The sequence below is a fragment of the Marinobacter sp. AL4B genome (assembly GCF_019916045.1).
GTDB lineage: Bacteria > Pseudomonadota > Gammaproteobacteria > Pseudomonadales > Oleiphilaceae > Marinobacter.
Genome location: NZ_JAILWZ010000011.1, coordinates 320,682 through 341,586 on the forward strand (window position 1 = coordinate 320,682; position 20,905 = coordinate 341,586).

At 53.3% G+C, this 20,905-nt stretch carries 20 protein-coding genes and 1 other RNA gene; 3 read left to right on the top strand and 18 right to left on the bottom strand.

Features of this window, described 5'->3' with window-relative positions; translation table 11 throughout:
• Positions 1-13 precede the first annotated feature (13 nt).
• The 18 genes from K5L82_RS05635 to K5L82_RS05720 form a co-directional block, all read right to left on the bottom strand.
• Positions 14-364, bottom strand: coding sequence for a hypothetical protein (locus K5L82_RS05635; protein ID WP_262492527.1), 351 nt, complete (start codon positions 362-364; stop codon positions 14-16).
• Entirely contained in the window at positions 361-864 is a 504-nt protein-coding gene (locus K5L82_RS05640; RefSeq protein ID WP_223133484.1) for a tetratricopeptide repeat protein, read from the bottom strand. The genes K5L82_RS05635 and K5L82_RS05640 overlap by 4 nt, the downstream gene beginning before the upstream one ends.
• Entirely contained in the window at positions 854-3,643 is a 2,790-nt protein-coding gene (locus tag K5L82_RS05645; RefSeq protein WP_223133485.1) for a tetratricopeptide repeat protein, read from the bottom strand. Before K5L82_RS05645 ends, K5L82_RS05640 begins: the two co-directional genes overlap by 11 nt.
• Positions 3,640-5,349, bottom strand: a complete 1,710-nt coding sequence (locus tag K5L82_RS05650; protein ID WP_223133486.1) for a hypothetical protein — start codon at positions 5,347-5,349, stop codon at positions 3,640-3,642. Before K5L82_RS05650 ends, K5L82_RS05645 begins: the two co-directional genes overlap by 4 nt.
• Before the next feature lie 360 nt (positions 5,350-5,709).
• Complete coding sequence (locus K5L82_RS05655) at positions 5,710-6,888, bottom strand: vWA domain-containing protein (RefSeq protein WP_223133487.1); 1,179 nt, start codon at positions 6,886-6,888, stop codon at positions 5,710-5,712.
• 22 nt (positions 6,889-6,910) lie between these two features.
• On the bottom strand, positions 6,911-7,753 hold the full coding sequence (locus K5L82_RS05660; RefSeq protein ID WP_114333626.1) for an AAA family ATPase: 843 nt from the start codon (positions 7,751-7,753) through the stop codon (positions 6,911-6,913).
• Between the two features lie 30 nt (positions 7,754-7,783).
• Entirely contained in the window at positions 7,784-9,670 is a 1,887-nt protein-coding gene (locus tag K5L82_RS05665; protein ID WP_316933368.1) for a VWA domain-containing protein, read from the bottom strand.
• 36 nt (positions 9,671-9,706) lie between these two features.
• Positions 9,707-10,051, bottom strand: a complete 345-nt coding sequence (locus K5L82_RS05670) for a hypothetical protein (RefSeq protein WP_133005682.1) — start codon at positions 10,049-10,051, stop codon at positions 9,707-9,709.
• Complete coding sequence (locus tag K5L82_RS05675; protein WP_133005683.1) at positions 10,051-10,497, bottom strand: YcgN family cysteine cluster protein; 447 nt, start codon at positions 10,495-10,497, stop codon at positions 10,051-10,053. The genes K5L82_RS05670 and K5L82_RS05675 overlap by 1 nt, the downstream gene beginning before the upstream one ends.
• Positions 10,494-10,787 carry a YcgL domain-containing protein gene (locus K5L82_RS05680; RefSeq protein ID WP_133005684.1) on the bottom strand — a complete coding sequence of 98 codons (294 nt, stop codon included), beginning with the start codon at positions 10,785-10,787 and terminating at the stop codon, positions 10,494-10,496. Before K5L82_RS05680 ends, K5L82_RS05675 begins: the two co-directional genes overlap by 4 nt.
• The gene (locus K5L82_RS05685) at positions 10,784-11,935 is read right to left on the bottom strand and encodes a ribonuclease D (protein WP_223133488.1); all 1,152 of its coding nucleotides are present in this window, start codon (positions 11,933-11,935) and stop codon (positions 10,784-10,786) included. The genes K5L82_RS05680 and K5L82_RS05685 overlap by 4 nt, the downstream gene beginning before the upstream one ends.
• A 14-nt stretch (positions 11,936-11,949) precedes the next feature.
• On the bottom strand, positions 11,950-12,552 hold the full coding sequence (gene recR, locus K5L82_RS05690; RefSeq protein WP_133005686.1) for a recombination mediator RecR: 603 nt from the start codon (positions 12,550-12,552) through the stop codon (positions 11,950-11,952).
• A gap of 35 nt (positions 12,553-12,587) precedes the next feature.
• On the bottom strand, positions 12,588-12,911 hold the full coding sequence (locus tag K5L82_RS05695) for a YbaB/EbfC family nucleoid-associated protein (protein ID WP_133005687.1): 324 nt from the start codon (positions 12,909-12,911) through the stop codon (positions 12,588-12,590).
• 4 nt (positions 12,912-12,915) lie between these two features.
• Positions 12,916-14,814, bottom strand: coding sequence for a DNA polymerase III subunit gamma/tau (dnaX, locus tag K5L82_RS05700; RefSeq protein ID WP_223133489.1), 1,899 nt, complete (start codon positions 14,812-14,814; stop codon positions 12,916-12,918).
• A gap of 71 nt (positions 14,815-14,885) precedes the next feature.
• Positions 14,886-15,923, bottom strand: coding sequence for a lipase secretion chaperone (locus K5L82_RS05705; RefSeq protein WP_223133490.1), 1,038 nt, complete (start codon positions 15,921-15,923; stop codon positions 14,886-14,888).
• 50 nt (positions 15,924-15,973) lie between these two features.
• Positions 15,974-16,918: an esterase/lipase family protein gene (locus tag K5L82_RS05710; RefSeq protein ID WP_223133491.1), complete on the bottom strand. Its 945-nt coding sequence runs from the start codon at positions 16,916-16,918 to the stop codon at positions 15,974-15,976.
• A 175-nt stretch (positions 16,919-17,093) separates the two neighbouring features.
• Positions 17,094-17,190: signal recognition particle sRNA small type (ffs, locus tag K5L82_RS05715), an RNA gene on the bottom strand.
• A 79-nt stretch (positions 17,191-17,269) separates the two neighbouring features.
• Entirely contained in the window at positions 17,270-18,031 is a 762-nt protein-coding gene (locus K5L82_RS05720; RefSeq protein WP_228259056.1) for a 2OG-Fe(II) oxygenase, read from the bottom strand.
• Positions 18,032-18,137: 106 nt separating this feature from the next.
• Here K5L82_RS05720 and K5L82_RS05725 point away from each other — a divergent pair, with 106 nt between their 5' ends.
• Genes K5L82_RS05725 through K5L82_RS05735 form a run of 3 tightly spaced genes read left to right on the top strand, consistent with a single transcriptional unit; the run spans position 18,138 to position 20,855 of the window.
• Positions 18,138-19,058: a D-hexose-6-phosphate mutarotase gene (locus tag K5L82_RS05725; RefSeq protein ID WP_223133492.1), complete on the top strand. Its 921-nt coding sequence runs from the start codon at positions 18,138-18,140 to the stop codon at positions 19,056-19,058.
• A 43-nt stretch (positions 19,059-19,101) separates the two neighbouring features.
• Positions 19,102-19,917 (top strand): lysophospholipid acyltransferase family protein, encoded by an 816-nt coding sequence (locus tag K5L82_RS05730; protein ID WP_223133493.1) that lies wholly within the window; start codon positions 19,102-19,104, stop codon positions 19,915-19,917.
• Positions 19,917-20,855 (top strand): SDR family oxidoreductase, encoded by a 939-nt coding sequence (locus tag K5L82_RS05735; RefSeq protein ID WP_223133494.1) that lies wholly within the window; start codon positions 19,917-19,919, stop codon positions 20,853-20,855. The genes K5L82_RS05730 and K5L82_RS05735 overlap by 1 nt, the downstream gene beginning before the upstream one ends.
• Positions 20,856-20,905: the final 50 nt, after the last annotated feature.

Consider the following 20,905-nt stretch of genomic DNA (forward strand, 5'->3'; position numbering starts at 1 on the left):
TGTTACTGCTGAATCACGGTTTATCCCGGTTTGGAGCAACGCCTGTTGGCTCCAATACCAGTGGGTTCAGGGTTTCACGAAACAGCCGGTGGTTTTCCACGGCGGTTGCGGTTACCGGTTGGGTGAGTTCGGGTAATTCCTGGTTCAACTCAGCCCTTGGCCTTCTGGGCAAGCTGGGACCTTGCCATGGCAAGATGTAAAGAATGCGCGGGTCATCCTCGCCCGAACTCGCGGATATTCCCGCAACGCTCAAAGGCGGCTTCGGAGCTGGCTCAGCGGACGTTTCTGATTGCGCGGTTACGGGCACACCAATCGCCAAGGCAAGAGTAAGAAAACAGCCAATGTTTACCCACAAACGCATCATCGAAGCCTCCGTTCCAGATCAACGATCCAGCCGGCAACCGCTGTATCTTCAGCGCTGGCCAGCTGCTGATAGCGCTTGTAGTGGGCCAACGCTTTCTCAAGTTGGAGCAGATAGAGCTCGGAGATAACCGCCAGGTTGTAATGCAATTCGGCCGTTTCCGGAGACGCATCTACGCCCTTTTCCAATAGTTTCACAGCCTCAGCGAATCGGTTTTCGTCTTTTAAAACCAAAGCAAGATTGTTGACGGTGGCAGCATCGGCCGGGTTAAACGACACCGCACCCTGCCAGGATTGGATGGCGGCTTGTACGTCGCCCCGCTCATAAGCTTGCCTGCCTTCACGAGCCAAAACCTCCGCCTGCTCGGGTGAATACGCGAGTTGTGATGGCGGTATAAGCATTTCCGAACCAGACCCGTTACTGGTTGCCGCACATCCCGATATCACCGTCACAACCGCTACCAGAAGGCCGAGGCCTGCTTTCCATGTACCATCAAGCACCATCGTTCTCCTTCGCAGCCCAAGTCATCCAGCGCAAATTCCGGCTATACCGGCCCGGGTGCATGGCGGCCAGCGCCTTCAGACTTTGTCCAATCCACTTGTCGTAACCTTGTTCCTTAATTTTTTGATGATTCCGCGAGTGCAGTTCTAGGGCCCGTTCTTCCAACGGATAGGCTTCTTCCTCAAGCAACATCTGGTATTGCATGGTTTCCAGCTCATTGAGCTCCGTAGGCACCTCAGATTCCATCAAGTCGACTGCCAGTACGCGATAGAGTTCGGCCCGCCTGAACAGCATCTCGGTTGCCACGGCTTTACCGGCAAATGACTCGGCATCCAGCAGGTGATTTTGTGCACGCTCCAGGGCTGCCTGTTTGCGAACCAAGGTTTCTTCCAGAGGGTGAACCAGCCCAATGGCCGCAAAGTCATCAGCGGCGCGGGCACCAAGCTGTAAAGCCGCATCTGCGGCCCACGCGAGGGTTTCATCCGAGTGCCACTGGCTATGAGATTCCTTGGCCACTAACGCCTGCAAGGTTGCAGAATCGCTCGCGCCGGACTCGATCAACCGGTACCGCATGGTTTGCTGCAGCACATGCTCACTGGCGCTCGCGGCAGCTGGCGCAACGGAAAGCCACTCGCGATAGAGCCCATTACGGCGTTCAATTTGATCGGCATCGTGATAGATAGCTGCGGCCCGCAATCGGTGGGGCCACGGGTCCGCCAACTGGGATGCAGAGGCAAGCAATTCGTTGGCAGCTTTTAATGGCTGCTCGGACTGCCGATAGGAAAGTACCAGCTTCTCGCTCACTTGATCCGTTAAGGAGTGCTTCGGATAGTCCGACCGGAACTGTTTCAACTCGTTGATTGCGGCAAGCCATTCCGAAGCCTTCAATAAGGTGTTGGCCGCATCAAAACGGGATTTAATCGTCAATTCTGACCCCGGCACCACGTTTATCACCCGCTTGAAATGTGCAACAGCCAAGGTCGAGTTACCCGTCGATGCGGCTTGCTCGCCCTGTTTATATATCGCTACAGCCATCTGTTCGCGAATGTCGTTTTGCTCATGCGATGGAACGGTTAACTGGCTTTCCGTTTCAGCAAGCGCTAACGCTTGGCGCCACGCTCGCTCGGCCAAGCCAAACTCACGCTTTTGCTGCTGTACGCGGGCGATGACCAGCCACGCGGCGTACTGTTGTTCCGCGCTTGGCGACGCCCAATCAAGTGTTTTCCTGGCATAGCCCAGAGCATTTTCATAGTCGCCATGGGCATACCAACGGTTCGCTAAGTCGGCACGTAATGCGGACACTCGATCAGCGGCTCCGAAGGCGTTCGAATAACGTTGCTCCTCCGAGCTTAGCGCCGTTAACGCTTTCTGAGCGTCAGTGGTTTTCGGGCTCTGACTTTGAGGTGGGAGCGCGTTTCTGAGCAACGTGATCGCAGCCCAACCTGCTTCTTCGGCTTGCGAATAGTCTGCACCGTAGGCTGCACGCCGGAAATTCGCTAAGGCTTGTGCATCCTGTTCTGCGAGCAACCTGGCATCACCGGCGAGATGCATTAGCTCACCTTCCGCCACCGAACGCGGGGCCAGCATTTCGTAATATTCGGCCGCTTGATGGGTTGAGCCGGTGGCGTAATAGTAATCAGCCAACGACCGTCCATAGGTCTGCCAGCGCTTTCGATGGTGGTCCGTCAGATTCCGGTAGCGCTCGTCAGCTAAATACTGCGCCACAAACTCGGCTTTGGCTTCCCGAACTGGCTCGGGTTCGCCTGCAATCTTCCAGAACTCGACGTTCTGAACGAGAAAATCGGGTTTTGATTCATGTTCAGAATGCGCCCGTACAAAAGCGTTATTCACTGCGACGGCCTGATCATAACGGCCTTCAATAGCATGCAAGTCGGCCAGCCGATCGTACAACAGGTAAAACCACTGTGACTGGCTTCGGCCCGCCAGCCAGCGTTCCAGGGTTTGATGATCATTCATTCGGGAAGCCATCAATGCTAGTACCCGAAAGCTGTCTTCGATCATGTCCAGACTGGACGAGAGCGGTTGTTGGTTTTGGTGGATACCAGGTAGCTGCTGGTCTAGCACATCCATGAACGTGTTTGCCGCCCTTTCCCAAGCTGAGCCACCTTGTTTAAACTGACTCCACCCCATCATGTAGCTGGCCTTGGTGGCCAGCTCTGAATCCGGCTCTGCCGATACCAATGCCTGATACCCACGTTCCGACTCACGGTACCGACCGGCAGAAAACTCGGCCTCGGCGATGCGGAAACGTGCTTCGGGAACCAACACCGACTTCGGGTACAGCCCTACCAGTTGCCGCAATCGCTGGATGGATTCCTGGTGCTGGCCAGTCAGGGAATGTGCTTTGGCCATTTGATAAAGCAATTCGTCTAAACGTCCCGAAAACGAACCGCGCGACAGAATGCTTTCGTAACTGCCTAATACGTCTCGGTAAATTTCAGCTTCTTGGGCTTGTGAGAACCCAACATCCTGGCCCGAACGGTCTCGAATGTTATTCAAGCGATTCAGCGCGTCGATCCGCACCTCGGGTTCATCGGAATCTTCAAACAGCTTCTGGTACCGTCGCGCTACTTCCGCGGGAGAAATGGCGGGCAACGGCCGGGCTTCAAAGGTTAGAAACACCGGCCGCATGTCGCGCAGGGTTTCACCGTCTTTTCCCAGCTCTACTCGAAACGATTCCTGTGCGGACACGTCGCTATGCCCCAATGAAGCCACCACTATCAAGGGCAGAAGCCGCTTGGAAACGAAAGGCAGTTTCATTGCTCGCCCTCCCCTAGTGTCTCAAGAGCAAGGTATTCGTAGAGGTGCGCAATCTGCTGTTCCGTTTTATCGAGAGCATGCCCCATCAACTGATATTGGTTTTCAACAAAATCTAAAGCCAGCCGATCGAGAGTTTGCTCGGCGCGTGCTCTCTCCGCCTTTACCTGAGCAAGCAATCCATGGATTCGTTGCTTTAAATGTTTTGACTCCGAAAGCATGACTTTTAAGGAAGAGGCCGTGTTCCCGGAGTTCAGCAAGTCGGTTAACGCGACAACAAACACGGATAGATCATGAGCGTTGCGGTTGAGCTGCGATGTCATCTCATCGAGCAGTGCAACTGTTCTGACAGCGTCCTGTGCGTTTGGCGCCTCAAGAAACGTCAATAAATACGCCATCCGGGGCTGAGTTAACGTTCGGCTATCCGCCAGAAACCATTCCGGGCCTGTGTTTCGGGCATCCTCGACCAGAGCCTTATAAGCCCCGTGTTGTTTAATTCGCTGGGCCAATTCCTTCAACGTCACTCGCTCGCCCTGGTAGGCCGCGTTCGCTGCCAACCAGGATTCTCCGGCCTGCCCCGGGTACCCCGCCATATCGTAGCCCCGCCCCATACCAATCCAGGCATCTGTTACACCGGGAAACGCCAATGGAAACTTCTTGGCGCGATGCCAACTCTGCATGGCAGCCCGGTGATTGCCTTTGTTTGCCAGCGCGAGCCCATGAAGGTACAAGGCCTGGGGCGCGTAGTAGCTATCAAGCCTTACTTTTTCGAGTAAATTAATGGCCTTATCGTGTTCGTCACTTTTTAGGGCGAGGTAACCGGCGCGAAGATGCAACTGGTCAAGGAGGTTATTACCGCGTGCCTGTTTGTGATCTTTGGCCGCCATGGCCATTGCTACTCTTAGAGATACAAGCGCCCTCGTAGAGTTCAAGTCGTCTCGGGCAAAATCGTTGGCAAGATTGAGGTAACCCATTGCCGCCCAATACCCCTCATCCATTTTTGCGAGATAGCGACCGGCCGCATCTGTTCTGCCTTTGATTCGTTCCTGTTCAGCCAGCTCAAACATTTCTTGTTCCCGACGTTCCCGGAAGACATGTTTGGCATCGCCTTGCTGAGCTGAATGAGCGGATTCGCGGGATGGAGGCGAAGCAGGATCCCCTGCTCTCTCAGTAAACAGCGCGTCGGGCTCAAAGTCAGGCGCTTTGGCGTGCAGGGTGATCTTCAGGTGATTTATGACGGATTGCTTAACGAAAGAATGGACAAACTCACGACGCACGAATCGATTATTATCAACGCGAGCATTCACAACCGTTTTCAAGTGGTGAGTGCCGCTGGACAGGTTTCCTTGATACAGCGGCAGTGTTTGCCCCTGTGCTAAGTCTTCTCGATCATTTTCTGCGTAGCGACGGGATGCCACCAACTGCTCGTCGAGATAGATCTCCAAAGAGTCGACAGCCAAAGCTGTCGGCGTGGAAATCGCAAACGCCACCGTTACACGAGTATCTGTATGGGGCAAAAGCTGCTGCTCGATCGCCCGTACGCCAGCCGTATGACGCGCAACCGTATCGGTAAGCTGCGCCATCTGAGTATCGGGAGATGCAGCGTGAGCACTGGCCGCCATGAATACAGCGAGCAATCCGGATATCCAACGCTCCAACGTCCTTGGAGCAATAATCCGGCACAATTGTGATTTTTGTTTGCCGAACATAGCTGTCCTGTGGTGTCTGGCCGCAACGATAACGGCAGCCGTGTAACAATTCGAAATAAAGAGTAACACCAGCTAACAGCCAAGAACGGTATCCAATTCACCAAATGGACATTTGAAGCGCGATCACCAAATAAAGTGTCGAGATATTTGACAGGTTAAGACCCCAAAGGGTGTGCAGAGCGAACAATGAAAGGCAGGAAGGAAGATCAAGCTATTGATTTTTATATGTATAAAGGAACGCTGGCCTAATCTCTGCTTACGTTAAACAGGCGGGCGCGCCACAAGGCTGCACCCGCTTGAATATGCCGAGCTTTGCCGATGCTGCAATATGCATCGGCTTTTTTATGGGCGATCGAAACGCTACTTGGTCAGTTGTTTCATGGCCGACTCGAGGCCTTCGATGGTCAGCGGGAACATATGATCGTTCACCAACTGCCGAGTGACTCCCAAGGAACCCCCGGTACCCCAATAGCTTTCCGGCAACGGGTTCAACCAAACCACTTTGTGAAAATGCTCGGTCACACGCTGCATCCAGGTAGCGCCGGCCTCTTCATTCCAGTGCTCGATTGACCCACCCGGGTGCGTCACTTCATAAGGCGCCATCGTGGCATCACCTACAAAGATCACTTTGTAGTCCGGCGTGTATTTATGAAGAATATCCCAAGTGCTGGTGGTTTCATTCATGCGGCGAATATTGTTCTTCCATACACTTTCATAAATGAAGTTGTGGAAGTAAAAATATTCCATGTGCTTGAACTCAAGCCTGGCCGCTGAGAACAGCTCTTCACACACGCGGATGTGCGGGTCCATGGAACCGCCCACATCGAAAAAGATCAGGACCTTCACAGCATTGTGCCGTTCCGGCACCATTTTAAGATCCAAGTAACCGGCATTTCGGGCCGTTGACCGAATGGTGTCATCAAGATCGAGCTGATCGGCCGCCCCCTGGCGCGCAAATTTTCGCAAGCGGCGCAAGGCAACTTTGATGTTGCGAAGCCCCAAAGTGATGCTGTCGTCCAGATCTTTGTAGTCCCGCTTCTCCCAAACCTTCACCGCCCTTCCTTGGCGACCATCCTTCTGGCCGATACGAAAACCTTCCGGGTTGTAACCGTTGGCCCCAAAAGGCGATGTACCGCCGGTGCCAACCCACTTGTTACCACCCGCATGGCGCTCTTTCTGCTCTTCCATGCGTTTTTTGAAGGTTTCGATCAGCTCTTCAAGGCCGCCGAGCGACTCGATCTTAGCCTTTTCTTCTTCGCTTAAGTGCTTTTCGAACTCGGCTCTCAGCCACTCATCGGGAATCAATGCCTCGAGCAAGTCGTCGAGGTTTTCGATGCCATCGAAGTAGGCTTTGAACGCCCGGTCAAACTTGTCGAAATGCCGTTCATCCTTAACCAGGCAAACACGGGCGAGATAATAGAACTCTTCCATATCGGCAAACGCCAGACGCTGCTGGATAGCTTCCAGCAGATCCAGAAATTCCCGCAGGCTGGCCGGTACTTTCGCGCGGCGGATTTCGAGAAAAAAATCAATCAACATAAAGCGATGCTCTTGCCAGCAATCAGTTGCGACGGCGCGCCATAAACGCCAGTCTCTGCAGCAAATGAACGTCTTGCTCGTTTTTCACCAGCGCGCCGTAGAGCGGTGGCAATGCAGAGCTGCTGTCTTTTTCCTGCAGCGCTTTGGCGGACAGTTCATCGGCCATCAGTAGTTTCAGCCAGTCGATCAGCTCTGATGTGGACGGCTTTTTCTTCAGGCCGGGCACTTTGCGAACATCGAAAAAGACTTCCAAAGCATCGCGCACTACTTGCTGCTGCAAGCCCGGGAAATGAACATCCACGATGTCTTTCATGGTGTCGTGGTCCGGGAAGCTGATGTAATGGAAGAAGCAACGGCGCAAGAACGCATCCGGCAGCTCTTTTTCGTTGTTACTGGTGATCACGATGATCGGGCGCTTCTTGGCTTTAACGAATTCCTGGGTTTCGTAAACAAAGAACTCCATACGGTCGAGTTCTAGCAACAGGTCGTTCGGGAACTCAATGTCGGCCTTGTCGATTTCATCGATCAGCAGGATCACTTGCTCGTCAGACTCGAAGGCTTCCCACAACTTACCTTTAACGATGTAGTTGCGGATGTCTTTCACCTTCTCATCGCCGAGCTGGGAATCACGCAGGCGGGATACCGCATCGTACTCGTACAGGCCCTGCTGGGCTTTGGTGGTTGACTTGATGTGCCACGGAATCAGCTTCATGCCCAGAGAGGCTGCCATTTCTTCCGCCAACAAGGTTTTGCCGGTGCCGGGCTCGCCTTTAATCAGCAATGGGCGCTGAAGCGCGATGGCTGCGTTAACGGCCATTTGCAGGTCGTCGGTGGCTACGTATTTTTCGGTACCGGTAAACTTCATGGGTCTAATTCCTGTTAGTTACTTTAAAACTTAATCTTTTTTGGTTTTGTCTTCAGGCAGATCATCGAATTCTGACAGATCAAAATCCTCTAAACCAAATTCCTCCAATTCGTCCTTGTATAACTTCGGCTCAGGGTCGATTGTCTCAGTGACTTCGGGAATCTGCTCTTCTGCTTCAATTTCGGCCTCTGGTACCAACTCAGGTACCTCTTCTGGCTCTGGCTCTGGCACAGTTTCCTCAAGAACCGGCAACGTTTCTTCTGGCTCGTCTTTCTCTTGCTTGCGGCGCACCGCAAATATTACAAACCCAACAATGATAACGATCAGGGCGGCGATTGCACCCAGCACCCAAACTGGAATACCCCACAAGGTACCTTTCCCGGGCTCGTGAATCGGTTGGCCTTCGGCTACTGGTGTTTTCGGTTCAACCGGCTCCGGCAGAGGCTCGCTAACGACCACCGCTTCATTTTGTACGGCAGGCTCGGCAGCTGGCTCCGATTCGGTCGTTAGTTCAGGCTCGGGCTCGGGAGCTGCGTCATTATCAGGAATGGTCGCATCTGCCATTTGCTCGCCATTGAGAGCTAAGGGTTCCAACGGCTGACTCAAGTCTGGAACCAAGGGCTCTGAGACTACCGCAACGGGCGGCTCTTCACCCGGGACAACAAAACTGGTTTCAGCGCTGAATTTACGGGCAAAGGTTCCACCATCGGCAACGACTTCAACCCGATAAACTCCCGATTTGGACAACTGTTTCAGTGATTCGCGGTAAACGCCGTCTTCCGGGGGAGCTCCATCGGAAAGTACTTTAGACCCCTTTCGCTCACTACCCGAACTGAGCGAAAGCGTCACTTCCATCACATCCAGGAAGCCAGGATCTTTCAACGGCTCGTTGTCTTCATAAAAAGCAACTTCAATCTCTAACGGTTCATCCGTGCTGAACTGCGACGGAATCGGGCTGACGACCATTCTCAGATTGCTAACCACGGTAACGCGACTACCCTGCCCCAAGTCCCCGTCAATCTCCCAATTGCCCGCTTGAGGGTCGGTCACTGTAATTAGGTCGTATCCCGGCTCGGCCAACCAGCGAACGCTATCCGGTGCTTCTGAAACGGTGAACAGTTCGCCACCCGGCTGAGCCAACCGAAGCTGACTCTGCTCCGAAGATGGCCCGCCAGTAAAGATGAGTGCGGTAAACTCTTCGACCCCTTCATCAACTGAAAACTGATTTCCCTCAATAGGAAGTTGCGACTGTGGGGCTGCAGCATTCAAAGCATCGGCAAATGCCAGATTCAGAGCCTCAGCCGAACGCGCCAACCGGAACGTGCCACCGGTTTCATCGGCCAAAGTGCGAAGAAAAGAAACATCGGCAAACTCCGACAAGCCCACCGTGTGGACGGTTAATCCTTTTGCCTTCAACTCCGGTAACATAGATTGGAGAATCCGCTTCTCCTCAACGCGGCTGGCCGCCTCGCCATTCGGGATATCGACCTTACCGTCGCTCAAGAGAATCAGATGCGTGTGTTCGAGGGTTCCTCCCGACAACCAGTCATTACTGGCCTTTTCAATCGCTAGCCCTAAATTGGTATGTAAAGCGACGGAATTAATCTGCTTTGATCGCTCAACCGCTGTGCCCCGCCAAGCTTGATCAACCGAATCATGGGGTACCAACATGTTCACGTACTGACCGAAAGTCCATACACCGGCACCCGCCCCGTCTGGAAGCAACCCGGCCAGCAATCTGACGGCTGGACGCCGAAGGTTATCCGGATCGGTTTCTTTCATCGATCCGGAAATATCGACAACAAGCCGAACATCGATAGGCGGTGAACCAGCGGCTGTTTCAGCTGCGGACACCTGCCATGGCATCAAAACAAGAAAAACGACTGCAAACAGCCTGGTTATTCGATTACGTATCACGGGTCGTCCACCAGTTATTTTGGATAGTTGCCAGAGTTATTTGTGTACGAGTCGGTATCGGACCAGATCAAGCATCCAAACCAACAGCGTCACCGCAGCCGCCAATCCAAAGTTAAACAGCGCAACACCCGCGGCATCTATATCCCCAAGAATCAGTTCGTAGCCTGCATAGAGCCATGCAGGAATCCACCATCCTGCAAGGTCTGGCGATTCAACCGGCGTAAGCACCAAAACGGTTAGAGCCGCCAGCAAGAGTGTGCGAAAACCATAAAATGGCAAAAACCGAAACAACGCTTTCATCATAAAAAACAGCACGACGAAAGCCACGGCGTATGCGCCCCAGAAAATGGCGTAAGCCATAGAAGCATCTGCATCAATCATTAGAGAATCCAGTGAATTATATGTTCTTCCCATTCCTCTTCCGGCACATCGCTTTCGGAGGTCACTCTGCCTTGAATGGATAACCCAGCCTTGCGCACGGAAGCCGGGTCACCCGACCGTAGCGGATGCCAATCGGCTAGTGGTCGCCCTTCGGCGAGCGTTCGATAGGCACAAGTATGGGGTAGCCATGCATAATCGCCAACAGTGTCTGGCGTTAGTACCGTGCATTCCGGAACCACGTCCGATCTATGAGAATAGACCGTGCAGTGGCCGCTTTCGATGTTCATACACCGACAGACCAAGTCGGTGTGGTAAACGTCTCCGGTTTCTTCATCTTCAAGCTTCTGGAGACAACATTGGCCACAGCCATCACACAAAGACTCCCACTCTGACGGGGTCATTTCATCAAGGTGCTTACGCTGCCAGAATGGAATCTGAGCACTCATTTTTTATGCTGCTCTACCTTGCGCTTGAAATCGACAATGTAGGTGTCCTGCTCTTCGGGCATCTGCAAGAAAAAACCTTTCTCTTCCAACGCATTCAACACCTCTTTACCCGTTGTCCGGGCTAACTGTTTATCCGGTGTCAGCAGCAAATCCATGGCATGGGCGGGCTGGCCGAAAATCGAACGGAGGGCTTCGGGAAGCTCTTGCCAATCATGACCTCGACGGACATAAATGTAGGTATCCGTTTTTTTGGTACTGCGAAATACCGATACAAATTCACGGGTGGTCATGGTTTTACAAGTTCCTCAATTTCTCTGACGACGGACCCTAACAGTCTTGCGCGCCAGCCTTCGAAAAAAGCTTGCCCCTGCAGCGACTGGTCTTGAATCACTTTCTCAATACGTTTTCTAGGCGCCATAATTTCTATTGGAATATCATGCTGTTCCGCAACTTTTTTGAAGCATTTTTTAACACTTTTATAAAGTGTTTGCTGATCTCGTGTGAGCGGTCTTTGGATGGGTTCGAAATCAGAAGTGTTGGCATTTTTGCCCGCACGAACGAGTTCCAGCAAGTGTTCGCCGTACCGCTTAACAATCCCACCCGGGACACCTTGAATGTCGTTCAGCTCGCTCAACGAGTTGGGGCTTCGCTCCGCGATGGCCAGTAACAGTGCATCACTTAACACCCGGTTTCTGGGCCGATCCACCTTATGGCATTCCTGCTCACGCCATGCGGCCAAACGTTGAAGCACGGCTTGCTGGGCCAGCGCCAACGTCCAACCACCACGAAGCTTGAGATAATGCCGGTCAACACTCTCAGGTGCAGCGGCTTCGTCTGCAAAGCGGCGAGACTCTTCGGTCAAGGCGTGCTCCAAATTGCGCTCTTTCAGCTGGGCGGTCACCCAGTTCGCCAGTGGCTCCAGGTACCGAATGTCGTCTACCGCGTAGCGTTCTTGCTCAGGCGACAGTGGTCGCGATAACCAGTCTGATCGGGTGACTGACTTATCCAGAGTTTCTCCAAACAGAGTTTCAACCAAACGTGCATAGCCTAAAGAGAAGCCCGCCCCTGCCAGCGCAGCGCCAATTTGCAGATCTCGAAGGCCTTTCGGTGCCACCTGCAGCCAATGCCGAAACAGCTCGAGGTCCTCGCTCATGGCGTAAAACAACTTCGAACGCTCGCCGTCTGACAGCATTTGCCGGAATTGGGTTGAGGCCTCCGCCACATGCGGCTCAACGAGCCAAAAATCCCCACCTCCACCCAACTGAACCAAACCAGGTATTGGGTAAAAGGTAGAAACCCGCTCGAACTCGGTATCGAGCGCGACTGGACAGCCGTTAGGCAGACTGGCCAGCCACTGGTCGAGCTGTTCCGGGGTTTCCAGCCAGCGAATGGTTTCCGGCGCTGGCGGAACCGTTAAGGCCGTATGGCTATGACTCATAAATTAACCTGAAACTATTCTGAGAGGGGTTTACGGCCCCGGAAGGCATGCGTGAGGGTAAAGCCATCGACATAACCCAGTTCGCCGCCAACCGGTATACCGTGTGCGAGACGGGTAATCAAAATGTCCTGACCATCCAGACGGTCAGCAATGTAATGAGCAGTGGCTTCACCTTCCACAGTCGGGTTGGTGGCCAATATCAGTTCAGTCACCCCTTCCTCGCGAATCCTCAGCAACAGGCGCTCAATTCCGATTTCTTCTGGGCCAACTCCGTCGATGGGTGACAAATGGCCCATGAGCACAAAATAACTTCCGCGATAATCACCCGCCTGCTCTATTGCCAACAAGTCTGAGGGGCTTTCAACCACACACAGGGTTCCGGTGCGGCGCTCAGGCTTGGCGCAAAGCTGACAGATTTCAGTATCCGAGAAATTCTGACAGCTGTTACAACGGCGAACGTTGTCCATTGCCTGATTCAAAGCACCGGCTAAACGAACGCCGCCCGATCGACCACGCTCAAGCAAATGGAACGCCATACGCTGCGCGGTCTTTTGGCCTACCCCGGGCAAACAGCGAAGGGACTCGACCAATTCATCAACCATGGGGCTGAATGCCATGAATACTCCTCAAACAACAACTAGACCGCTCTGAGTTAGAACGGCATTTTGAACCCTGGCGGCATCCCCATACCCGACATCATGCCGGACATTTTGTCTTTCTGGTTTGCGTCAACCCGGCGAACGGCGTCATTAACCGCAGCAGCCAGAAGATCTTCCAGAATTTCCTTGTCTTCAGACAGCAAGGAAGGATCAATGTCGACCTTTCGAACATCGTGACGGCCATTCATAGTCACTTTGACCATGCCTGCACCGGACTCGCCAGTCACTTCCGCTTTGGCAGCTTCTTCCTGGGCCTTTTGCATCTGCTCTTGCATCTGCTGGGCCTTTTTCATCAGATCGCCCATATTATTCATCATTCGATTATCTCCTACCTGTTTCTATGGGGCGGATGCTGTCTTCGACAACCCGCCCTTCAAACCGTTCAACAATGTTCTGTACCAGCGGGTCTTTGCGAATCGACTCTACGGCTGACTTCAGGCGGGCCACTCGCTGCCGCTCTTCAAAGGCAGCCGGTGTATGCAAGCCGGGAACACCTTCTACCACTTTCAATTGTGTGGCGTCACCAAAGCGCAATCTCAAGGCCGCAAGAATTTTTTCTTCGTGCCGTTCGTTCAAAAGCCGCGCGTGACCTTCCTCCAGTGTTAACACAACCGTCTCACCATCACGTTCCATGGCGCTGTAGCTGGCCAGATTCCCGGGCATGCCATTAATCTCAAGAGACCGATAGTCACGCTCCCAAACAAAACCATCCTCACTGACCGGTGCCGCCAGCTCGATCGTCGGCGCTACACTCGTATTTTCGGGACCAAGCTGCGGTATCGGTTCAGCTTGCTGCGCCTCTTCAGGCATCAGCTCTGACTCTGCACCACCTGCAATGTGTTCCTCTGCAATGGCAGCAGGTACAGGTTCCGGAGGGGCTGTTGCGAATGCCGGCTCATTCGGCTCAGGGTCCCAAGGCGGGGCATCGTCCATAACCGGTGGCGGAGCCTGCTCTATAACCGGCTCAGTGTGAGGAGCAGGCTCTGGTGCGGATGCTGCCACCTCGGTCGTGTCAGGCTTTGGTTCAGGTGCTTCCAGAGCTACAGGCTGTGCTCGGGCAGGCTCCGGTTCGGGCTCTGCGCGCCCCGCGCTTTCACTGCCGCTTGCGGAAATGCCAGGCGGGGCTTTCCGATCAGCCCCTGGGCGGAAGGCCAACATGCGCAGCAGCGTCATTTCAAACCCCATACGAGCATCGGGAGTAATGGCGAGATCCTTTCGACCCATCAGCGCGGTTTGATAGAACAGCTGCGCGTCTTCCGCACTGAGCTTGCGCGCCAACGCCTGAGCTTGGGCGGCATCACCCATCGCATTGTCAGCGCTACCCGGCACCACCTGTTCCATGGTGACACGATGGAACAACGACAACAGGTCCGCCAGGATAACGTCATAATCCGGCGCGAAGTCAGAAATACGACTGATTTCAGCCAGCAATCCAGGACCGTCCCGTTCGACCAGTGCACCGACAATGCGCTCGATGTCTTGCTGGTCGATGGTACCCAGCATGGTACTGACGTCACTGGCGGCCAACTTCTGGTTACCAAACGCAATCGCCTGATCGGTCAGGCTCAATGCGTCACGCATACTCCCGTCCGCGGCTCGAGCCAAAAGCCATAATGCCGAATCTTCAAAGGGAATTTGCTCTTCAGCCAAAACCTTCTGCAAATGCCCCACGATGTGCTCTGGGGTCATACGCTTGAGATTAAACTGCAGGCACCGCGACAACACGGTAACCGGCAATTTTTGGGGATCGGTTGTCGCGAGCAGGAATTTTACGTGCTCGGGTGGCTCTTCCAATGTTTTCAGGAAGGCGTTGAACGATTGGTTGGTGAGCATGTGAACCTCATCAATGAGGTACACTTTGTAGCGGCCACGCGTGGGTGAATACTGCACGTTATCGGTCAACTCGCGCATGTCGTCCACCCCGGTACGGGACGCAGCGTCAATCTCGATAAGATCGACGAACCGTCCGTCCAGGATCTCTTTACAACTGCCACATTCACCGCAAGGGTTTGCCGTAATACCCGTTTCGCAATTCAGGCAACGGGCCAGCAAACGACCAATGGTGGTTTTACCAACACCACGGGTGCCGGTAAATAGATAGGCATGATGAAGCCGCTGGTGCTCCAACGCGTGTACAAGTGCCTGAAGCACATGCTCTTGCCCCACCATATCTTCGAAGGTACGGGGGCGCCATTTTCGGGCTAAAACCTGGTAGCTCATGATTCGCCAATTGCTCTGAAATCAGGGCTTAACAATACCATGGACCCGTTGCCAGAAGAAGGATGATCAGGCTAGCCCGCCGTTTCGGCTATCTTGTCCAAAGCACGAATACGGCGCAATTCATGCCCTTCAAACATCGACTCCCTCAATAACTTAAGCGCCTCGTTACGATCTTGCGGCGCCAAACCTTCACTTTGCATGACTGCCTGCTTCCGCCGCTGGTAGTCAGTAAGCCGCTCCCGCCATTGCCGCTGCTCCCTATCTACCTTTTCAAGCCTGGCAGTTGCTTCGGCGCCGTATTGCTGTAACCGCAACTCACGAATCTCTGCCTCATTTGCACCCGATTGTCGCAGCGCCTGAACTTGTTGAACCGTGCTAACCACTGTTTGTGAGGTTTCTTTCGATTTCCGAACATGCTCGGGCAGGCTTTGGTCAATCTGCACCAACGCCCTACTCTTTTCAGCAGCACTTAAACGTTCATCCGACATCACACGCTGACGATCGAGAGCCAATCGCAAACGACGTTCCTCCGCACCGTAAAAGCCTTCAGCAACGTCCGGCCCCAGATATTCTCGACGCAGCTGATACACCGTCTCAAAAGCAGCAACAATATCCATCGAACCAGGCTCTGTCTGAAGATCCATTTCCTCGGACGCCTCCCGATAAGCCAGATACTGATCAAGAATATCGAGCACTTCTCGTTGCACCGATCCAGGAACGCCCTTCGCTTCCATAACAGCTTGGACACGATGCTTCATGGCGGGCTCTTGCTCACGCTCGGGCGCCAAACCTATAAAGAAATCAAGAAAACGACGGAGTTGCCGATCAAGCACCAAGTTCCGGTTCATGTCGAGACGAACCGCGCCATCAACTTCAACATCAGAAACGCGTTCATCTCGTGGCAACGCAGGCAACTCTTGCGCTTTATCTTGCTCCTTCAAAGCAGAGACAGCGCGCCCAACATATTTGGCAACAAATGGGTCTTGGTCAACGGAAGCTGTGGGTACGCCTTCGCTAAAACCCGCATCAGCGTACCAATAGAACAAACCAGTACACGACACGATAAAGAGCAGTACACCAAAACAAACAACGATGTAACGCTTACTCATGAACCACCTCTAGGGCGAGCCCTACCGGCCCGCCCAGCAATAAGACCGTATCAGAGCCCCAGATTCTTTAGACGATTGGCCTGCTGCCGATACAGCTGCACCGGATCGGCGGCATTGCGCCCGACCAATCCAAACAACTGATTCACTTGATCAAGATGGTTGTGAGCATAATCAACCCCAAGTACCTTTCCGACTTTCATGCTGCAGGCTGGCACCAGCCCGTCGGTCGGCTCGTCAAACGCTGGCTTCAGCGTCAGCAACAATGCATCGCTGGCATCCAGAACGTTGGTCCACACTTTATTACCACCCCAAGAGTAGTAGCGCACACCATTGACGATCTCTTCACCGTCGCTACCGCAGTATGTTGAAGGTAGGCCGGCAGGGAATTGCGCGTTAAACGCGAGCGAACCGTCTGTACTGAGAGAAGCGATCGCTGCACCCGTATCCTGAGGGAGGCCACCGCCACCGGAGAAGGTGTCAATCAAACCAAAAAAGAAGTTGCCAAGGCCGTCCAGCGCGCCATTATTGGCTAAATCGGCAACCGGAGTGCCCCAGTTTACACCGCCGACACTGGAAACAGACGCCACGAGGTCAGGCCGAATACCGGCAACATAGCGGATGGTAGGGCCGCCATGACTGTGGCCGATTAGGTGCACCTTATCTGCCCCTGTCACCGCCACATATTCTTCAATCTGCGCAAGCAGTTGCTCACCACGCACTTCCGTCGAATTTGCTGCCGACACTTGCGGCACGAACACTTCAGCACCGCTTTCTGTCAGCGCTTCAGGAACACCGTTAAAGTATTCAACAAAACCCAACAGCTTGTTAAAGCCGGACAACCCATGCACCAACACAATTGGGTGTTCCGTTTGGGTGTATGTATCCGCGGTTTTCCCGAACAGCCAATCGAACCATCCGGCAGACGCAGATTGCGAAGACAAACCAATAGCAAAAGCACCGGCCACAACAGCCAGCTTCCGATTTGAACGTTTCATTTCGTCACCTGTTTTATTGTTTTAGTTCAGAATGCAACATATCAAGCAAAATCAGCTTAACGCACAAGCATGACTTGAATTGCGAACATGGTCACAAGTGCAGAACAGACAAACAGGTCTTAAGAGGCCAAAAAATTTGGAAAGATTAGGAAAGCAAGGAAGGAAATGGGGGTGACCCCACCAGCAATTCTCCGGCACACAATTCCACCGCTTCGGCTGCTCCCTTCCGGGCCTGACCGGGTTCACGGTTTCATGTTGCGGAGGCACCAATGGGGCCACCATAACGGCGTTTCAGAAGATTTCCCTGAAAGCGGCGCGAATAGTATCAGAGAGTTACGGGGACTACAACGCCTATAGTGGCAAAGGCACTTCGTCTTGCCGAAACCAGCAGGCAATGCTGTATCGGGTCCGCCTTGCCGGCAATACCTCGTGAGGGACAGTTTCGCTCAGGAAGAACACGGCACGCCCGGTTTCCGGCCTAAACAAGCCTACTGGTACCTCGTGATTTTCAGCGTCGAACACTCTCAACTCCCCACCGTCTTCAAGCCCCCAGCTGTCGTTCAAATAGAGAACCAAACTAATCATCCTGGAGGCCCTCCCCTGGAAGCTGTCCACGTGTTGCTTATAGAAATCCCCCGGTTGATAGGTGGCGTAATGCGCCTCATACCGCTTCAAACTCAAAAACAAACGGCGATTCAAACCGTCTCTAACGTGATCAAAAAAACGGAACAGCTCCGTCTGGGGTGCACTGGCGCCATCCATCCAGACAATCTTGTCGCGCCGCACACCGCGGTCTTTCAGTAAATCGGAGCCTCGACCTATACCCGCCCGGGTCATGGCTTCCGTTTTATCGAGAATCTCTACTTCACGCTTCAACTCGCCCAGTAACCCTGCGGGCAAGCGCAAGCTCAGGTCACACTCAATCCACCCTGTACCTGCAAGGCCATCAGCTAGCTCGTCGAGCCAGGACTCACCCACTAGATTGGGCGTCGAAGGCGCCTCACCGATGCTTTTTGGGTCATCCCCGGCTAACCGATCCATTACTTCACCGCCTCGTTCAAGCCTAGGCTCGATCAGCGGTACTACAACACCCTTTGTCTTCTCTGAGTCCATTAACAGCGCTCCAGCAATTTGAGATAGTGTATGACTAAAGTCGCCGAATTGGCGCTTTTATTTTAACCTGATAGTACGCAAATGCACCTAAACAAACGGCACCAGCATGTCTGAACGCAGCGACAAACCCTCAACGTCTTTGGCACCCGGTCAATGGTCTTTTACTCGCTGGAAAACCATCGGCCAATTGGAAGCTGTGGAAGTACATCATCCTTTGTTTAAAGCAGCTATCACCCTGCAGGGTGCCCACTTGGTGCACTTCTCCGATCCCAACGAGAACAACTGGCTCTGGCTCAGCGATTTCGCACGATTCCAGCCAGGGCGGGCTATTAGAGGCGGCATCCCCGTTTGCTGGCCCTGGTTTGGCGACCCGGCGAAAAATCCGCCGGCAATCCGAAACCACATTAAGACGCCGTCAGCACACGGTTTTGCGCGCACAACTTTGTGGCAACTGGAAAGTGTCAGCGAGAGCGCTCACGAAGTGGAAATCAGCCTTTCCTTGAATACAGCTAATGAATTTTCCAAGGAGTGGGAGGGCCGCGCCTTGGCTCTGATTACATTCCACTTTTCAATTCGAGGCTGCCAAATCGCTCTCACAACAACCAACCTTGCCCAAGAACCTTTAGCCTTAAGCCAGGCCTTGCATACCTACCTACCCACCTCGGACATCACCAACACTCGGCTTCTCGGCCTGGGCAACAGCCAGTACATCGATACTTTGAAAGACTGGAATTACGCAACGCAGGACGGACCCGTTTATTTTGAGGGAGAAACCGACCGCATTTATGAAACCGGCGAGGTGCTGATTGCGACAACGCCCGAGCAGCGAACCAAGCTCATCGGTTTTGGCAGTGATTCCACCGTCGTGTGGAATCCGGGGCCTGAAAAATCCCGGCGGCTTTCCGACTTCCCTGAGACTGGCTGGCGAAACATGCTATGTGTCGAAACAGCCAATGCGGCTGGCGACTATCGAGTATTAAATACCGGTCAGAGCCACACACTGGGCGTATTGATTGAGCGTGGATAATTGATAATCCCAGCATGCACCGGGATTCAAACAAGGAGCAGGTATGGGCCTGGCGTCTTTTATCAAATCTAAATTGGCTTCGTCTGAAGTAGAAAGCCAAATTGATCGTATCAAAAAACCGATTGGAACCTTGGGATATGACCCGTGGGGCTATAACAAGGAAGCGGTCAAATTCGGGATGAACCTTACCCGGCATCTTTATGAAAAATATTTTCGTGTAGAAACCAGCGGCATCGAAAACATACCCGCCGAAGGCCCAGTATTGATCATAGGCAACCACTCTGGCCAGCTTCCCCTGGATGGCATCCTCGTTGGCCATGCGCTTGCAAATCGAGAGGTGAACCCGCGCTTGCCAAGAGCAATGATTGAACGATTTTTCCCAACCGTGCCATGGCTTGGCAATATGTTAAATGAAGTCGGCGCTGTTCTTGGCGACCCAATCAATTGCGCCAAAATGCTTGAAAACGACGAAGCGATTATTGTGTTCCCGGAAGGTGTCCGCGGGTCTGGGAAACTCTACAAGGATCGCTACCAACTCCAGCGCTTTGGTAACGGCTTCATGCACCTGGCGATGAAGTACAACGCGCCCATCGTGCCGGTCGGCGTGGTTGGGTGCGAGGAGACAATCCCGGCCATTGCCAACATTAAACCGCTCGCGAGCGCGCTGGGTGTGCCTTACGCTCCAGTAGCCCTGCCCTTCATTTTTCCCGCGAAAGTACATCTTAATTTCGGAAAGCCCATGTATTTTGACAGCAACGAAATTCCGGAAGAACAAATCACCGAACGGGTTGAAGCGGTTAAATCAGAGGTTAACCGTCTCATTAATAAAGGCCTGACCGAGAGAAAAAGGTTGTTCTGATGACAAAGAAATCCAGGCCAAAAATTCTAGTGACAGGCGCCGCCGGTGCACTCGCCCAGCAAGTCATCAAACGATTGAGCACCACCTGCGATATCGTCGCAGTGGATTTCCGCGAAAAGGTCGATTTGGGTGATTCGATCCCCAGTTTCTGCATTGACTTCAACAAACGCGTGTTTGAAGACCTGTTCCGTCGGTACCCGTTCGATGGCGTTATTCACTTGGGCCGTGTGCAGTCCAGCGAACTCACCCGCATGCGTCGGTACAACGCCAATGTTTTGGGCACTCAGAAACTGCTTGATCTGTCCCAAAAATACGGCATTAAACGGGTAATCGTTCTGTCCACCTATCACGTGTACGGCGCGGTTGCATATAACCCGGCACTGATCGATGAATGCGCACCGCTAAAAAGTGCCGGCCTAAGTGCCGATCTGATTGATTCAGTGGAGCTGGAGAACCTCGCCAATCTGTATTTGTGGCGCTACCCGGAACTGAATGTCACCATTTTGCGAGCCTGCAACATCGTTGGGCCCGGTGTACGCAATACGATGAGCCGTCTGCTGAGCAGCAAGGCCACGCCGGTTCTGGCAGGCTTCTCTCCGATGATGCAATTCATCCACATCGACGATATGGCGGATGCGATTACAATAGCTTGGCAGAAAACAACCAAAGGCGTATTTAACGTGGCGCCTCACGACTGGGTTGCCTATCAACAGGCTTTAAAACTTTGTGGTTGCACGCGCATTCCTATCGTTTCGGTCCCACCGGTTCTGCCTAAAACCATCGCAAAAATTCTGCGCCTCCGCAGTTTCCCGCACTATCTGTTGGCGTTCTTTAAATACCCGGTTGTGATTGATGGCCGCACCTTTACCAAAGAATTCAACTTCACGCCAAAAAGATCGCTGTCAGAAATATTCCGGTATTACCGAGACAACAAATAACCCTGTGACCGGACCAGCTAAATTGGCAATTTAAATGGACGCAAACAGAG

Bases quoted from the DNA above. Each gene is read 5' to 3' on its own strand.
- K5L82_RS05635 (WP_262492527.1), bottom strand. From the start codon at position 364: ATGATGCGTTTGTGGGTAAACATTGGCTGTTTTCTTACTCTTGCCTTG.
- K5L82_RS05640 (WP_223133484.1), bottom strand. From the start codon at position 864: ATGGTGCTTGATGGTACATGGAAAGCAGGCCTCGGCCTTCTGGTAGCG.
- K5L82_RS05645 (WP_223133485.1), bottom strand. From the start codon at position 3,643: ATGAAACTGCCTTTCGTTTCCAAGCGGCTTCTGCCCTTGATAGTGGTG.
- K5L82_RS05650 (WP_223133486.1), bottom strand. From the start codon at position 5,349: ATGTTCGGCAAACAAAAATCACAATTGTGCCGGATTATTGCTCCAAGG.
- K5L82_RS05655 (WP_223133487.1), bottom strand. From the start codon at position 6,888: ATGTTGATTGATTTTTTTCTCGAAATCCGCCGCGCGAAAGTACCGGCC.
- K5L82_RS05660 (WP_114333626.1), bottom strand. From the start codon at position 7,753: ATGAAGTTTACCGGTACCGAAAAATACGTAGCCACCGACGACCTGCAA.
- K5L82_RS05670 (WP_133005682.1), bottom strand. From the start codon at position 10,051: ATGATTGATGCAGATGCTTCTATGGCTTACGCCATTTTCTGGGGCGCA.
- K5L82_RS05675 (WP_133005683.1), bottom strand. From the start codon at position 10,497: ATGAGTGCTCAGATTCCATTCTGGCAGCGTAAGCACCTTGATGAAATG.
- K5L82_RS05680 (WP_133005684.1), bottom strand. From the start codon at position 10,787: ATGACCACCCGTGAATTTGTATCGGTATTTCGCAGTACCAAAAAAACG.
- K5L82_RS05685 (WP_223133488.1), bottom strand. From the start codon at position 11,935: ATGAGTCATAGCCATACGGCCTTAACGGTTCCGCCAGCGCCGGAAACC.
- recR (WP_133005686.1), bottom strand. From the start codon at position 12,552: ATGGCATTCAGCCCCATGGTTGATGAATTGGTCGAGTCCCTTCGCTGT.
- K5L82_RS05695 (WP_133005687.1), bottom strand. From the start codon at position 12,911: ATGATGAATAATATGGGCGATCTGATGAAAAAGGCCCAGCAGATGCAA.
- dnaX (WP_223133489.1), bottom strand. From the start codon at position 14,814: ATGAGCTACCAGGTTTTAGCCCGAAAATGGCGCCCCCGTACCTTCGAA.
- K5L82_RS05705 (WP_223133490.1), bottom strand. From the start codon at position 15,923: ATGAGTAAGCGTTACATCGTTGTTTGTTTTGGTGTACTGCTCTTTATC.
- K5L82_RS05710 (WP_223133491.1), bottom strand. From the start codon at position 16,918: ATGAAACGTTCAAATCGGAAGCTGGCTGTTGTGGCCGGTGCTTTTGCT.
- K5L82_RS05720 (WP_228259056.1), bottom strand. From the start codon at position 18,031: ATGGACTCAGAGAAGACAAAGGGTGTTGTAGTACCGCTGATCGAGCCT.
- K5L82_RS05725 (WP_223133492.1), top strand. From the start codon at position 18,138: ATGTCTGAACGCAGCGACAAACCCTCAACGTCTTTGGCACCCGGTCAA.
- K5L82_RS05730 (WP_223133493.1), top strand. From the start codon at position 19,102: ATGGGCCTGGCGTCTTTTATCAAATCTAAATTGGCTTCGTCTGAAGTA.
- K5L82_RS05735 (WP_223133494.1), top strand. From the start codon at position 19,917: ATGACAAAGAAATCCAGGCCAAAAATTCTAGTGACAGGCGCCGCCGGT.